General features: G+C 67.5%; 14 protein-coding genes. 9 read left to right on the top strand and 5 right to left on the bottom strand.

Features of this window, described 5'->3' with window-relative positions; genetic code table 11:
• Positions 1-5: 5 nt before the first annotated feature.
• Positions 6-893 (top strand): hypothetical protein, encoded by an 888-nt coding sequence (locus AC1RP5_RS04740; RefSeq protein WP_493109438.1) that lies wholly within the window; start codon positions 6-8, stop codon positions 891-893.
• A complete protein-coding gene (locus AC1RP5_RS04735) occupies positions 890-2,140 on the top strand; it encodes a glycosyltransferase (RefSeq protein WP_493109437.1) in 1,251 nt (416 codons plus the stop codon). Before AC1RP5_RS04740 ends, AC1RP5_RS04735 begins: the two co-directional genes overlap by 4 nt.
• On the opposite strand, the gene AC1RP5_RS04730 is transcribed toward AC1RP5_RS04735, so the two are convergent.
• A complete protein-coding gene (locus AC1RP5_RS04730) occupies positions 2,114-3,343 on the bottom strand; it encodes a glycoside hydrolase family 5 protein (RefSeq protein ID WP_493109436.1) in 1,230 nt (409 codons plus the stop codon). The genes AC1RP5_RS04735 and AC1RP5_RS04730 overlap by 27 nt on opposite strands.
• Here AC1RP5_RS04730 and AC1RP5_RS04725 point away from each other — a divergent pair.
• A complete protein-coding gene (locus AC1RP5_RS04725) occupies positions 3,342-4,532 on the top strand; it encodes a GntT/GntP/DsdX family permease (RefSeq protein ID WP_493109435.1) in 1,191 nt (396 codons plus the stop codon). The two genes, AC1RP5_RS04730 and AC1RP5_RS04725, sit on opposite strands and share 2 nt — an antisense overlap.
• 135 nt (positions 4,533-4,667) lie before the next feature.
• On the opposite strand, the gene AC1RP5_RS04720 is transcribed toward AC1RP5_RS04725, so the two are convergent.
• A complete protein-coding gene (locus AC1RP5_RS04720) occupies positions 4,668-5,648 on the bottom strand; it encodes a Bug family tripartite tricarboxylate transporter substrate binding protein (RefSeq protein ID WP_493109434.1) in 981 nt (326 codons plus the stop codon).
• A gap of 150 nt (positions 5,649-5,798) precedes the next feature.
• On the opposite strand from AC1RP5_RS04720, the gene AC1RP5_RS04715 reads away from it, so the two are divergent.
• Positions 5,799-7,172 (top strand): MFS transporter, encoded by a 1,374-nt coding sequence (locus AC1RP5_RS04715; protein ID WP_493109433.1) that lies wholly within the window; start codon positions 5,799-5,801, stop codon positions 7,170-7,172.
• A gap of 82 nt (positions 7,173-7,254) precedes the next feature.
• Positions 7,255-8,442: an MFS transporter gene (locus tag AC1RP5_RS04710; protein WP_493109432.1), complete on the top strand. Its 1,188-nt coding sequence runs from the start codon at positions 7,255-7,257 to the stop codon at positions 8,440-8,442.
• Positions 8,443-8,448: 6 nt separating this feature from the next.
• On the opposite strand, the gene AC1RP5_RS04705 is transcribed toward AC1RP5_RS04710, so the two are convergent.
• A complete protein-coding gene (locus AC1RP5_RS04705) occupies positions 8,449-8,724 on the bottom strand; it encodes a hypothetical protein (protein WP_493109431.1) in 276 nt (91 codons plus the stop codon).
• Between the two features lie 148 nt (positions 8,725-8,872).
• Here AC1RP5_RS04705 and AC1RP5_RS04700 point away from each other — a divergent pair, with 148 nt between their 5' ends.
• Positions 8,873-9,580 (top strand): TetR/AcrR family transcriptional regulator, encoded by a 708-nt coding sequence (locus AC1RP5_RS04700; protein WP_493109430.1) that lies wholly within the window; start codon positions 8,873-8,875, stop codon positions 9,578-9,580.
• A gap of 19 nt (positions 9,581-9,599) precedes the next feature.
• On the opposite strand, the gene AC1RP5_RS04695 is transcribed toward AC1RP5_RS04700, so the two are convergent.
• Positions 9,600-9,884, bottom strand: a complete 285-nt coding sequence (locus AC1RP5_RS04695) for a hypothetical protein (protein ID WP_493109429.1) — start codon at positions 9,882-9,884, stop codon at positions 9,600-9,602.
• A 339-nt stretch (positions 9,885-10,223) separates the two neighbouring features.
• Between AC1RP5_RS04695 and AC1RP5_RS04690 the strand changes: the two genes are divergently transcribed.
• Positions 10,224-11,105, top strand: a complete 882-nt coding sequence (locus tag AC1RP5_RS04690; protein ID WP_493109428.1) for a hypothetical protein — start codon at positions 10,224-10,226, stop codon at positions 11,103-11,105.
• A 55-nt stretch (positions 11,106-11,160) separates the two neighbouring features.
• Here the strand turns inward: AC1RP5_RS04690 and AC1RP5_RS04685 are convergent, their stop codons facing one another.
• Entirely contained in the window at positions 11,161-11,394 is a 234-nt protein-coding gene (locus tag AC1RP5_RS04685; protein ID WP_493109427.1) for a hypothetical protein, read from the bottom strand.
• A 222-nt stretch (positions 11,395-11,616) separates the two neighbouring features.
• Between AC1RP5_RS04685 and AC1RP5_RS04680 the strand changes: the two genes are divergently transcribed.
• Both AC1RP5_RS04680 and AC1RP5_RS04675 read left to right on the top strand, forming a co-directional pair.
• Positions 11,617-12,345 (top strand): glutathione S-transferase family protein, encoded by a 729-nt coding sequence (locus AC1RP5_RS04680; RefSeq protein WP_493109426.1) that lies wholly within the window; start codon positions 11,617-11,619, stop codon positions 12,343-12,345.
• Positions 12,342-13,013 (top strand): haloacid dehalogenase type II, encoded by a 672-nt coding sequence (locus tag AC1RP5_RS04675; protein WP_493109425.1) that lies wholly within the window; start codon positions 12,342-12,344, stop codon positions 13,011-13,013. Before AC1RP5_RS04680 ends, AC1RP5_RS04675 begins: the two co-directional genes overlap by 4 nt.
• The last annotated feature ends 3 nt before the right edge of the window (positions 13,014-13,016 follow it).

The following is a 13,016-nucleotide window of genomic DNA, read 5'->3' as shown; positions in this document are numbered from 1 at the left end:
AAGTGGTGGGGCGCGGTAGGGCAGTCTTCGTTGGAGCGGCCCGTAACTGCGCCCGCTGGCTGCCCGGTGTCCTCGACAATCTCGCGCGACTGGCGCGGCACTACGAACAGGCCGCATTCGTCTTCGCCGTCAGCGACTCGACGGATGCTTCGTCGTCCCTGCTTCGTAACTGGCTGAAGGACGACCGGCAGGGAAAGCTGCTCGACCTCGGTGACCTGGCAGAGCGCCTGCCGCTCAGGACGACGCGGATCGCACACGCCCGCAATGCCTGCCTCGACGAGATCCGCGGATCGGAGTTGGCCGGTTACGAGCATCTGGTCGTCGCCGATCTCGACGACGTGATGGCGCATCGCCTCGACGCCGAGAGCTACGGACGCGCGAAGGACTGGCTGGAGGAAATGCCCGATCGCGCGGGCGTCTTCGCGGGCGCCGCGCCGCGCTACTACGACATCTGGGCGCTGCGCCATGACACCTGGTGCCCCGGCGATTGCTGGCACCGGATTTGGGAGCGACCTGCATCGCAGTCCTTCGAGGCGGCGAAGTTCCGCGAGGTCTTCGCCCGCCAGATCGAACTGCCCCGGCACCTGCCGCCCATCGAGGTCCGCTCCGCCTTCGGCGGCCTCGGCCTCTACCGCATGTCCTTCGCGCTCGCTTCGACCTATGCCGGCCTCGACGCGCAGGGCCGCGAAGTCTCCGAGCATGTGGCGTTCAACGAGACGATCGGACGCGCCGACGGCCGCCTCCATGTGTTTCCCGGGCTGCAGGTCCACGCGCCGGAGCAGCATCTCTACAAAGCTTCGGAGTTCGGCTTGCGGTGGCGCGCGACGATGCAGCTGCGTGAGGCCCTGGAACGTTATCGTCCCCCCTGGCACTCACTACTCGCCCGACCATGAAGGCATACATCGTCGACCCGGCGCTCCATTCACGCGGCGGACATCACTACACCGCGATCGAGCGACTGGAGACCGAACTGTCCCGGCTGGGCATCGAGGCATCCTGTCTCGGATCGGTGGCCGCGACTCCCGACATCGTACGCGATCTCGCCTGTACGCCGACCTTCACCAGCCCGGTCTATGGCCGCGACTATTCCAGCCCCCGGCAATTCGAACTCGCCGTCGCCCGCACGAGCCGCGAACTGTCGCGCGGCCTGCATCACCTCGGGACATGGCCGGACATCCTGATCCTGCCCTGCTGCGACCAGGTACTGGCCGCTTCGGTGGCGCGCGTGATACGGCGCCACCCGCTGAAGCCCGCGCCGCAATTGCTGATGTGGCTGCTCTACGGTCCCCATCACCGGCTTGGTCCCGACAATCCCGCCGCCGTGCCCTTTCATGACGAAGCCCGGCGCGCCTTCACCGCGCTGTTCCAGGCCGTCGGCGACCCGCGCCGCTTCGCTGCCTATTGCGAGACCGAAGCGACGGCCGCTTTCTATCGCCGGATGCTGCCCTTCGAGATCGGCGTCGCGCCGGGACCCGGCCTCGCGCTGCCCACCATGCCCGACGAGCCTCCACTGGAGGCGACCAGCCAGCCGCACCTGACGATCGCCGGCTTCGCCAATCGCTCGAAGGGCTATCGCCTGCTGCCCGAGGCGATTCCCCAGTTGCTGGAGCGCCACGCCACTTCGCGCTTCACTATTCACGGCATCGTCGCCGGATCGGACGCCGAGGACGATGCCTGGATCTTCGACGACCTCGAACGGCTGGGGCCGCGCGTCGACATTCGCCGCGGCGTGCTGTCCGACGAGGATTATCTCGACCTGCTGTCGCGCACCGACCTGCTGCTGCTGCCCTACGATCCGGAGGCCTATCGCGCGCGCGGTTCGGGCCTGTCGACGGAGGCACGGCGGATGGGCATCCCGATCGTGGCGCCCGCCGATTGCGCCTTCGCCTGGCCGGCTTTCGATGAGGGGTGCGGCGTCGCCATGTCCTGCTACAGCCCCAACGGGCTCGCGGAGGCCACGGTCGACGCCCTCGACCGTCTGGATGCCCTGAAGGCCCAGGCATCGGCGGTTGCCTCGGCGACGAAGGACGCGTTGAGCGACATGCTGGAAGCCACGGCGGCGGCCGCTCGCACGCGGTCGCGTCATGTCACCACCGATGCGCTGCAGCGCCTGCTAGGGCGCCCCCTTCAAGCCCAGTGACGCGAGATAGCTCCAGCGCACGGTGCCGTTCCGGAACCTGATGCCCTCGAGATACTGCGCGACGGCGCGGTCGATCAGCTCGGGCGACGGCTTCACCGTCGTCGCGCCGTCGGCATAGGCCACGATCTCCTTCCAGCCGTCGGGGCGCGGGATCGACACGATGGTCGAAGGCGTGTCGAGGTTCTTGTAGGTCCAGAACGACCAGCCGATCCCGTGCATTTCGTGCAGGCGACGGAAGCGCTCGTTCCATTCGTCGGTCAGCTCGCCGGTCTCGCCGAGGAACAGCGGCACGTCATAGAGATTGGCGAAGTTCAGGTGCCGCTGGATCGAATCGCGGTTCGTCGAGGCCCAGAACGAGTGATAGGTGTAGGCGAGGTTCTTCGCGAAGGGCGGACCGAACATCGCGAAGCTCGAGCTCCACTGGCCGCCCGCCAGGATGACGATGCGCTCGGGATCGACGTCGCGGATCGCCGCCGTCGCACGCTTGTAGAACGGCTCGAGCCGCGCGTTCAGCGTCGCCACGTCATGATAGGGCGCGATCGGCTCGTTCAGGATGTCGTAGCCCAGGATCGCGGGGTTGCCGCGATAGCGCTGCGCCACGGCGCGCCACAGCTTCACCGTAAGGTCGCGGTCGCGCGCGACATAGAACATCAGCGGATAGCCCGGGCCGTCATCGTGGTTGATGCCGGTCTGGCCGCCGGGGGCGGCATGAAGATCGGGAATGACGTAGAGGCCCGACGCGGCGGCCCAGCCGACCACCCGGTCGAGCAGCGACCAACCCTCGCCCTCGATCTCGCCGTCGGCGTTCATGAACAGGCGCCAGTGCAGCGGCACCCGCACCATGTTGAAGCCGACCGACTTGATGAAGCGGATGTCGTTCTCGGTCACGTAGCTGTCACGATACTGGCGCCAGAAATCGGCGGCGCGCTCGGGTCCCAGCAGGCGGTCGAAGGCGCCGTAGATCTGGCGCGGCGACTTCGCGACCTCGAACTTGAACATGTAGCCTTCCGGCATCAGCCAGTTGCCGAGGCTGATTCCCTTGAGGCGCAGGATGCGGCCGTCGGGCTCGACGAAGTTCTTGCCCTCGATGCGCACCAGCGCCTCGGCCTGCGCGGCAGGCGCGGCGAGCCCGAACAGGATCAACAGAGCGACGAGGAGGCGCATGACGCGACTGTAGCAGGCCATTAAGGTTCGTCCCGTCATGATTCTCGCCTCCCTCCTGCTGCCGATCGCGGTCGCCGCCATCGTCTATCTCGTCCAGCGGGTCCGCCTGCCGGCCTTCCTCGCGATCATGGCCACGGTCGTCGTCTACGGCATCGCCGCCGACATGACCTTCCAGTCGGTCGGCAAGGCGTTTGGCCTCGGCTTCACGACGGCGCTGGAACAGACGGGCCTTCTGGTCGTCGCGGGCGCGCTGTTGGGCGCGCTGGTCCTGCGCACGCCGCTCGGCACCGGAACGTCCGCCGCTGCCGGCTTCGTCGCGGGTCTCGGCGCCTCGGCCTCGGGCGGGCTCGCGCTGTTGCAGCCGGCCGGCCAGGACGCGCCGCGGCGCGCGCTGGGCCTTGCCCTCACGCTCCTCGCGACCGCCGCCCTGCTCGCGCCGTCACCGCTCGCGGTCGCCGCGGCCTCGGTGATGAAGGCCAAGATCAGCACCGAATTCATGATCGCCATCCCCGTCGCCGCCGTCGCCGTGGCGCTGGGCTGGTGGCACGTCGCACGGCAGGTGCCGTCGGAGCCGGTCGAGGGGCAGCTCCCCTGGGCCTGGCTGTGTGTCGGCATTCCGCTGGTGCTGCTCGTGCTGCAGTCGGTCGCGCAGATGCCGAGCGAACCGTTGGGCAAGGGCGGCGCGCGCGAATTCTATGTCGGCATCTCCAAGCCGCTGATCCTGACCGCCATCGCCATCACCCTGGCGGTCGTGTTCGCGCGCCGCTGGGAGCCCTCGGCGCTGGCCGGCCGCTCCTGGGCGCCGCTCCTGCTGGCAGTCGGCGCATCGGGCGGTCTCGCCCGCGTCTTCGACGAGACCGGCATGTCGGAACTGCTGGCCGAATATGCGCTGCACCCGCGCTACGGCGTGCTGACGCCGTTCCTCGCGGCGGCCATCGTGAAGACGATGCAGGGCAATTCGCTCACCGCCGTACTCACCGCCTCGGGCATGGTCGAGCCGATGCTGCCGGCGCTCGGCCTCGACAGCGCTTCCGGCCGCGCCATCGCGGCGGCCGCGGTCGGCGCCGGCTCGATGGCGATCTGCCACGTCAACGATCCCTTCTTCTGGATCGCCGCCCACATGGGCCGGCTGTCGCCGGGCCGCGCGCTCTACGTGATCTCGCTCGGCAGCGCCGTCATGGCGATCGGTGCGCTGGTGGTGATCGCCATGATCCGTCAGTTCATCTAGTCAATCCGTCGTCCTGAGCGAAGCCGCCCGCAGGGCGGCGCAGTCGAAGGACCTCTTTTCCGACGCACAGTCTGTCGAAGCGAAAAGAGGTCCTTCGACTACGCTGCGCTCCGCTCAGGACGACGGATACTTGATTCAATCGAGCTTCACGCCCGACGCTATGACTGCGGGTTCCCAGAGCTTGCGGTCTTCGGCCAGGAACTGGTCGAAGCCGGCGCGGCCGGCGGGCGGCAGGTCGAGGCCGAGATCCTCGTTCCAGCGCTTCTGGATCTCCGGCGACTTCAGCGCCTCGACGATGGCGTTCTCGAGCTTGGCGAGGATCGGCTCGGGCGTGCCGGCGGGCGCGCCGATGCCGTACCACGAGGTCGCGACATAGCCCGGCACGGTCTCGGCGATGGCGGGAATGTCGGGCGCCGCCTTGGAGCGCTGCGCCGAGGTGACGCCCAGCCCCTTCAGCTTGCCGGCGCGGACCTGCGGCAGCATCGAGGGCATGTTGGCGAACATCATGTTCACCACGCCCGCCATCAAATCAGAGTAGACCGGGCCCGCGCCCTTGTAGGGCACATGGATGATGTCGACGCCCGCCAGCTTCTTGAACAGCTCGCCGCTCAGGTGCAGCGAGGTGCCGGGGCCGGACGAGGCGAAGGAATACTTGCCGGGCTCCTTCTTGCAGAGCGCGATCAGCTCCGCGACGTTGTTGGCCGGCAGCGACGGCGTGACGCCCAGCAGGTTGGCGAGGATCGCCACGCGCGAGACCGCAACGATGTCCTTGTCCGGATTGTAGGGCAGCTTGGTGTAGAGCATCGGGTTCAGCGTGTGGCTGGCCACCGAGATGAGGCCGAGGGTGTAACCGTCGGGTGCCGCACGCGCGAGTTCGACGGTGCCGATGTTGCCGCCGGCGCCGCCCTTGTTGTCGACCACGAAGGTCTGGCCGAGGGTCTTGGAGAGCTGATCGCACATCAGCCGGCTCACCGTATCGGTGCCGCCGCCCGGCGCGAAGGGGCAGATGAACTTCACCGTCTTGTTGGGCCAGGCGGCCGCGCCCTGGCCGAGCGCGACGGCCGGAACGATCGTCGGCGCGGCCAGAGCCGCGACGAGCAGGCTACGTCTCTTCATGGTGTTTCCTCGTCCTGTTTCTTCGTTTTGTAGACACACCAGCGTAACGCCCTTCGCTAGACTGTCCAGATGACAGAGCCGCGAAGCGTCCAGGGCTATATCGACCAAACACCGTCCTGGCCTGACGGAACACCCACTCCCAGCGTGCCCATGACCCAGATGCAGTGGCGCATCTGGACCCTCGCCACCGCCGGCAAGTTCTTCGAAGGCCTGGTTGTTTTCATGACCGGCGTCGCCCTGCCGCTGATCGTGCAGGAGTTCAATCTCTCGCCGGCCGGCAAGGGCATGGTGAGCGCCGCCACCCTGGCCGGCATCATGATCGGCGCGATCACGCTGGGCGGCCTCGCCGACACCTACGGCCGCCGCCGCATGTTCGTGATCGAGATGATCGTCTTCGTCGTCTTCCTGGCCGGCCTGACCGTGGCGCCGAGCTTCGGCTGGCTAGTCTTCTTCCTGTTCGGCGTCGGCGTCGCACTGGGCTGCGACTATCCCACCGCGCATCTCGTCATCTCCGAGAGCATCCCCAGTCGCGACCGCGGCAAGCTGGTGCTGGGCGCCTTTGCCTTCCAGGCGATCGGTGCGCTCGCCGGCACGGCGCTGGGCTACGTGATCCTGACCCTCGACCCCTCGCTCGGCGCCTGGCGCTGGATGTACGGCATGGTGATCATCCCCGCCGCCTTCGTGGTGTTCGCCCGGCTGTTCGTGAGCGACAGCGGCCAGTGGCTGATGAGCCGCGGCCGCCGTGCCGATGCCGAGCGCGAGCTGCGGCGCCTGCTGAAGCGCAAGCCGCAATATCCCAAGCAGGTGCACCTGGCCGAGCTTGCCGACGCCCCGCACCGAAGCCATCACCGGCGCGGCCGCTGGACCGATCTCTTCAGTCGCAAGCACCGGCGCGCCACCATCCTCGCCTCGGTGCCGTGGTTCCTGCAGGACCTCGGCACCTATGGCATCGGTATCTTCACGCCGACGATCCTTTCGCAGACGATCGGCCACGAGATCACCAACGCCCACAACATCTCGGCCCTGATCGCCCGCGATCTCGAGGGTGCGAAGGGCGCGGCGCTGGTCGACACCCTGCTGATCGTCGGCATCCTCGCGGCCGTGCTGATGTCCGACAAGGTGGGCCGCATCCGCCTGCAGATCCTCGGCTTCGTCGGCTGCAGCGTGGGGCTCGCGATGGCGGCCCTGCAATCCCATGTCGACGAACCGATGCGCACCCTCCTGCTGTTCGGCGGCTTCATGATCTTCAACTTCATGACCAATCTCGGACCCAACGCGCAGACCTACCTGCTGGCCGGCGAGGTCTTCCCCACCCACATTCGCGGCAAGGGTGCGGGCTTTGCCGCAGCCTTCGCCAAGATCGGCGCGGTGCTGACGGCCTTCGCGTTCCCCGTGGTGCTGGCCAACGCCGGCACCGATGTCCTGCTGACCGTCCTGGTTCTGACCTCTCTGCTTGGCGCACTGGTCACCTGGTGGTTCCGCATCGAGACGGCAGGCGTCAATCTCGAGGAGATCGGCCGCTAAAAATCACTCGCTGAGCTTCGCTTGGCGCGGAACGGCGAGTACCCTGTGCGCAATGGACTCGCCGATCCGGGAGCTGCTGCGTTTGCCTGATTTCCTCCGCCTGTGGCTGGTCGGCGCCTTCGCCAATGCGATGCGCTGGCTGGAGCTGCTGGCGTCGGGCCTGTTCGCCTGGGAAGCCACGCACTCGGCCTTCGCCGTCACCATCGTCGTGGCGCTGCGGCAGATCCCGCAGCTCCTGTTCGGCGCCTTCGCGGGCGCGATCTCCGAGGCGGTGAACCGCAAGCTGATCTTCATGCTGGCGCTGATCATCCCGGCGCTGATCTCGACCCTGCTCGCGACGCTCGCGTTCACCGGCCAGCTCGAGGTCTGGCACGTGGCGCTGGGCAATCTCGTCTCGGGCACCATGTGGTCGACCGAGATGTCGACGCGGCGACGCATGGTCGGCGAGGCGGCGGGGCCGCATCGTATCGTCAATGCCATCGCGCTCGACAGTGTGACCTCGGCCGCGACGCGCGCGATCGGCCCGCTGCTGGGCGGCATCGCCTTCCAGTGGCTGGGCATGAAGGGCGCCTACACCCTCACCGCGCTCGTGCAGTTCTTCGGCGCCTTCGCCATCGCGGGCCTCGTGCACACGCAGGTGACGCGCCGCCTCGACCTTTTACGCATCCCCCAGGAGATCGCCGAGGGGCTGCGCTTCGCCTGGACGCGGCCCACCATCCTGCTGGTGTTCGGCGTCACCATCGTCACCAACGCATTCGCCTTCGCTTACTCCGGCCTCGTCGCCCCGCTCGGCCAGGGCGCCTTCCACGTCTCGCCCGCACTGGTCGGCCTGCTGGCCGCCGGCGAGCCGCTGGGCGCGCTGCTCGGCGGAGCGCTGATCGCGGCGGGCTTCCTGCGCATGGACCGCCGCCTCGCCTTCGCCGGCGGCGCGGCGCTGTTCATGTGCGCCCTGATCCTGATGGCGCTGTCGCCCTTCTACTGGCTGGCCTTCGCGCTCCTGCTGCTGGGCGGCTTCGGCACGGCGGGCTTCGGCAACATGCAATCGACGCTGATGCTCACCGAAGCGCCGCCCGAGATGCGCAGCAGGCTGATGGGCATCGTCACCGTCTGCATCGGCACCGGCCCGCTCGGCCAGCTCGCCGCCGGCGCCATCTCCGACGGCATCGGCCCACGCGGTGCGGTGATCGTGATGTCGGTGATCGGCCTGGTACTGACGGGCGCGATGATGATGGCACTCAAGAAGAGGCCGCCGGCACCTCCGATGGTCTGAAGAGGTTTACTTCAGGAACTTGAGGCACTCGCCTGCCGCTTCCGCACCGGCGCGGGCGTTGTCGCGAGACATCGAGCCACCCATCACCATCGGGCGCGCGACGCTGGTCAGGGCGTCCTTGATATCGGTCTGGGGCGTCATGGTTGGCGCCACCTTGCTGTAGAGAAGCTGGCCATCCTTCGAGAGCTGGGCGGCGCAGGCCGACGCGGCGGCCTGGTCGGCGGCCTGTGAGACGGCCGGCAACAGGAACAGGCCGAGCAGGATCGGAAGAACGGGGCGCATGGGAACTCTCCGGTAGGGGCTGAAGCGGACCGGAGCATAGCGTCAAGGGTACGATATGGAACCATCGGCGCCGGCCAATCGGTCGTGCTGGCGGCTTGGCGCGAAAGGCGGCACACTTGCATCCATCCCGCACGATCATGCTGCGGGCATGAGGTCCGGAAGACAGGTGCAGGACAGCGACCAGACGGCAGGGCCGCAGATGCCACACGGAACGGCGACGCCGCAGGCGGAAGCCAAGCCGCGCCGCATGGACGGCCGTGCACTGCGCAGCGAACGGACGAAGCAGCTCATCATCGAGGCCTATCTCGACCTGCTGCGCGCCAGCCCCGAGATCCCCACGGCGGCACAGATCGCCAAGCGGGCGGGCTATTCGGTCCGGTCGGTCTTCGAACGGTTCGACGATCTTCTGGCGCTCAGCCTCGCCACCGCCGACTACGCCTTCGCCGAGGGCCTGACCCAGGCCACGATCCGCGACCTCGACGGGACACGGGAACAGCGGATTCGGGCGCAGGTCGAGACGCGTGCCGGCATCTGCGAGCGCTGGCTGCCGCTGTGGCGCGTGCTGCTGCACAATCAGAACGAATCGGAACATCTCAAGGTGCAGATCGCGCGCATGCGCGACGCCGTCTGGGCGCGGCTGGCGCTGATGTACCGGCATGAGCTCGGCACGCTTGCCGATGCCGAGCGCAAGATGGTGCTGATCGCGCTCGAGCAGCTCACCGATTTCGAGAGCTGGGGCCGCATGCGCGAGCGTCACGGCCTCTCGGTCGAGGCAGCCATCGAAGCCTGGATCGCGGCGATCGACCGGCTGCTGCCGCCGACGCCACCGCAGCAGGCGGCGCCGGCAACATCCTGACATCGACGCGGCGGAAGCGTTACCGCAGCGGGATCGTGAAGTTGAAGTTCAGGCTCGGATCGGCCGGCGGCTGATAAGCGGGCGCCTGGTAGACCGGCGCCGGCACCATCATCACCGGCGGACGCTGATAGATGACACGCGGCGGCGGCTCGACATAGACCTCGCGCACCGGATGCACCACGACCGGGCGCCAGTGATCGGGACCATCGTGGCGATGCTCCCACTCGCGGCGGTGCTCGCGCTCCCATCTTTCGTCATGACGGTCTTCGTGAGCGGACGCGGCCGCGGCGCCGGCAAGAATCATGGAACCTGCAATCGCGGCCGACAGAAGTATGCGTACCTTGAGGCCAAACATCATCGTCTCCATGCTGAGGTGATCTCAACATTCGCGATACGGCGCGACTCGCAACGGCATCGCCGCGCGCAATCGCAGTCACCGCTTGGTCACAGCCATGCAAAAAACGACGTGCCATTCAGGCACAAGCGTGTTGGACCGACGGTTTTTAGATGGGTTGTGCACACGTCATGAACTCGACCAATGGTCGAATGCATTTATCTTCAAAATCGAGGGATGACGGAGAGGACGCGGCCGTAGGCGCGAGAAGAGGACGAATCCTTCGTCCTCTCACGCACCGAGGAAATCATGACCAAACTCCGCAGTCTTCCTTACGCCGTGCTTACGTTCAGCCTCCTCGCTGCCGGCGCCGCGTCGGCTCAATCGATGGGAAGCATCGATGCGCGCGAAGCCGAGCAGCAGCAGCGCATCGCCAATGGAGTCCGCGATGGCTCGCTGACGCGCGGCGAGACCTATCGACTGGAACAGGGCGAGCGGCGCATCGACCAGTACGAGGCCCGCGCGCGCGCCGACGGCCATGTGTCGGGTTACGAACGCCAGCGTCTCGACAACATGCTCGATCGCGAGAGCCGCGAGATCCACCAGCAGCGTACCGACGGCCAGCGCGCCGGATGGAATGGCGGTGACTGGAATCGGGGCGGTTGGGATCGCGGTCGCGAGGGTTGGGATCGCGGCCGCGAGGGCTGGGATCGCAACGGCCAGCGGGGCGGCTGGAACTCGGCCGACAATCGCGGTGGCTGGCAGAATGGCGGACACCAGCCGGGCGGCTGGAACCAGGGTGGCTGGAACCACGGCGAGTGGAACCAGGGCAACGCCGGTCACGGCGGCGCCAATCCGGGCGGCTGGAATCAGGGTGGTTGGAACGGCCACGCGCCGGGTACGCCTTCGAACCCGACGACACCGACGAACGGTCAGCCGGGCGGCTGGTCGCACAATGGCGGTCAGGCCCAGGGTGGATGGAACGGCCATGCGCCGGGGACCACACCGACGACGCCGGCGACCGGCACACCGAATGCGGGCGGCAATGCCGGCTGGCACGGCGGCACACAGCAGCACACCCAGCCCCAGTACCAGGCGCAGGCTCGGCCGATGCCGGTCGCCGCGACGACGCAGGCACAGCCGCGCGCCGCGTTCAGCGGCGGCGGCAACGGTGGCGGCCGTCGCCACTAGGCACTAGCGACACGAGACAGCCGGCGATCGCGTGACGGTCGCCGGCTTTTCGTTGCTAGGGGGCAGGAGGTAGCGAGAACTTCTTGGCGATCAGCAGCGATTCCATCTCGGCGATGCCGCGCGCGTAGTCGCCACGATCGCAGTCGATGCCCGCGGCGATGCGGGTCATGTTGCGCCTGCCGTCGGAGTGGGCGCTGCGGCCGGCATTGTAGCGATCATAATAGTCGATGAGCTGCTTGCAGCGTGCGGCGTCGGCCGAGGTCGCCTGCGCGATTGCACGACCGGGCATCGCCAGACAGACGAACGCCGCGACAAGGAATACGGAGAGGAAAGGAAACAGGTAAGTCATTCCGACTGAAACGAAACCGGCCTCCGTCTGTTGCCGCCGTGGCATCGTGCCGCCCTCTTCTCTCTCCGCGCCTGTCCACAAATCCCTGAAGCACCGTCTCGCCGGTTCAGTTAGAAATGACGATGGCCGCAACGATCGGCCGGCGTCATCGGGGACCAGGAAATGCTCACGCTCTATCATGGTTGGAAATCATCGGCGTCACGGCGGGTACGGTTGTGCCTGGCGGAAAAGGGCTTGTCCTTCGAAAGCAAGGTGATCGACCTCTCGAAGATGGAGCACCACGCGCCCGCCTTCCTGAAGCTCAACCCCAACGGCGTCATCCCTCTCCTGATCCTCGACGACGGACGTTCGCTCTATGAGAGCGGCACGATCTGCGAGTATGTCGACGAGACCTGGCCCGAGCCGTCGCTGCGGCCGGCCGACGCCTATGGCCGCGCCGTGATGCGCAACTGGATCCGCCATGTCGACGGGCTGATCGGCAACCTGATCATCTTCAACTGGGCGCACTCGATGGCGAAGGTCGCGCAGCAATGGTCCGACGCGGAACTGGCGGAGAAGCTTGCCAACGTGCCCAGCAAGGAGCGCCGCGAGGCGTGGCTGCGCACCGCGCGCAAGCCTTACACCGACGAGGAACGCCAGGAGGCGCGCGACAAGCTGAAGGTCGGGCTGCTCGACCGGATGGAAGAGACGCTGCGCCAGAGCCGCTGGCTCGCCGGCGACAACTATTCGCTGGCCGACATCGGCGTGGTGCCCTTCATCAAGCGGATCGACGAAGAGATCTATCCGGAGGAGATGACCGCCGCGAAGCATCCCCGGGTCGCCGCCTGGTGGACGGCGATCCAGGCGCGCCCCGCTTTCGTCACGGCCAAGATCGGACCCTTCACCGGATGACACGCACCATCACCTTCGATTTCTACGGCACGCTCGTGCAATGGCACGAGGGTGTCGAAGCGGCCTTCCGCGCCATCGTCACGCGACACGGCAAACCGTCGATGGATCTCGCGCCGCTGATCCATGCCTTCCATACCGAAGGGCGCCGGTTGCGCGACACACCGCCGTGGCGGCCCTATCGCGACGTGCTGCGCGAGAGCCTGCCGTTCGCGCTGGACCATGGCGGCCTCGCGATGAGCGACGGCGACGTCGACACATTGATCGCAGGATTGTCACGGCTGCCCGCGCATGCCGACGTGCCGGCGGCACTCGCTGCGTTGCGGGCCGGCGGGTGGCGGCTCGCGGCGATCTCCAACACCGACGACGACCTGATCGCGGGCAGCCTGCCGAGCCTCGGCCTCGCGCTCGACGCGGTGATCACCGCGCAGCAGGCCCAGGCCTACAAGCCCGACCTGCGGCTGTTCCATCACGCCCACAAGGTATTGGGCGTCACGCCGGCGGAGACAGTGCATGTCGCGGCGAGCCAGCCGCTCGACATGGCGGTGTGCAAGGCACTCGGTATCCGCGCCTATTGGGTGAACAGGCGGGCCGAGGCGGCCGATCCGCAATGGTATCCCTTCACCGAAGTGAAGGACGTCGCCGAGGCGACGCGATCGATCCTGGGCTAGCGC

The sequence above is a fragment of the Reyranella sp. GW821-FHT12G01 genome (assembly GCF_058806575.1).
This window is presented reverse-complemented; position numbering and strand designations above follow the sequence as displayed.

Bases quoted from the DNA above. Each gene is read 5' to 3' on its own strand.
- AC1RP5_RS04735 (WP_493109437.1), top strand. From the start codon at position 890: ATGAAGGCATACATCGTCGACCCGGCGCTCCATTCACGCGGCGGACAT.
- AC1RP5_RS04725 (WP_493109435.1), top strand. From the start codon at position 3,342: ATGATTCTCGCCTCCCTCCTGCTGCCGATCGCGGTCGCCGCCATCGTC.
- AC1RP5_RS04730 (WP_493109436.1), bottom strand. From the start codon at position 3,343: ATGACGGGACGAACCTTAATGGCCTGCTACAGTCGCGTCATGCGCCTC.
- AC1RP5_RS04720 (WP_493109434.1), bottom strand. From the start codon at position 5,648: ATGAAGAGACGTAGCCTGCTCGTCGCGGCTCTGGCCGCGCCGACGATC.
- AC1RP5_RS04715 (WP_493109433.1), top strand. From the start codon at position 5,799: ATGACCCAGATGCAGTGGCGCATCTGGACCCTCGCCACCGCCGGCAAG.
- AC1RP5_RS04705 (WP_493109431.1), bottom strand. From the start codon at position 8,724: ATGCGCCCCGTTCTTCCGATCCTGCTCGGCCTGTTCCTGTTGCCGGCC.
- AC1RP5_RS04700 (WP_493109430.1), top strand. From the start codon at position 8,873: ATGAGGTCCGGAAGACAGGTGCAGGACAGCGACCAGACGGCAGGGCCG.
- AC1RP5_RS04695 (WP_493109429.1), bottom strand. From the start codon at position 9,884: ATGATTCTTGCCGGCGCCGCGGCCGCGTCCGCTCACGAAGACCGTCAT.
- AC1RP5_RS04690 (WP_493109428.1), top strand. From the start codon at position 10,224: ATGACCAAACTCCGCAGTCTTCCTTACGCCGTGCTTACGTTCAGCCTC.
- AC1RP5_RS04685 (WP_493109427.1), bottom strand. From the start codon at position 11,394: ATGCCCGGTCGTGCAATCGCGCAGGCGACCTCGGCCGACGCCGCACGC.
- AC1RP5_RS04680 (WP_493109426.1), top strand. From the start codon at position 11,617: ATGCTCACGCTCTATCATGGTTGGAAATCATCGGCGTCACGGCGGGTA.
- AC1RP5_RS04675 (WP_493109425.1), top strand. From the start codon at position 12,342: ATGACACGCACCATCACCTTCGATTTCTACGGCACGCTCGTGCAATGG.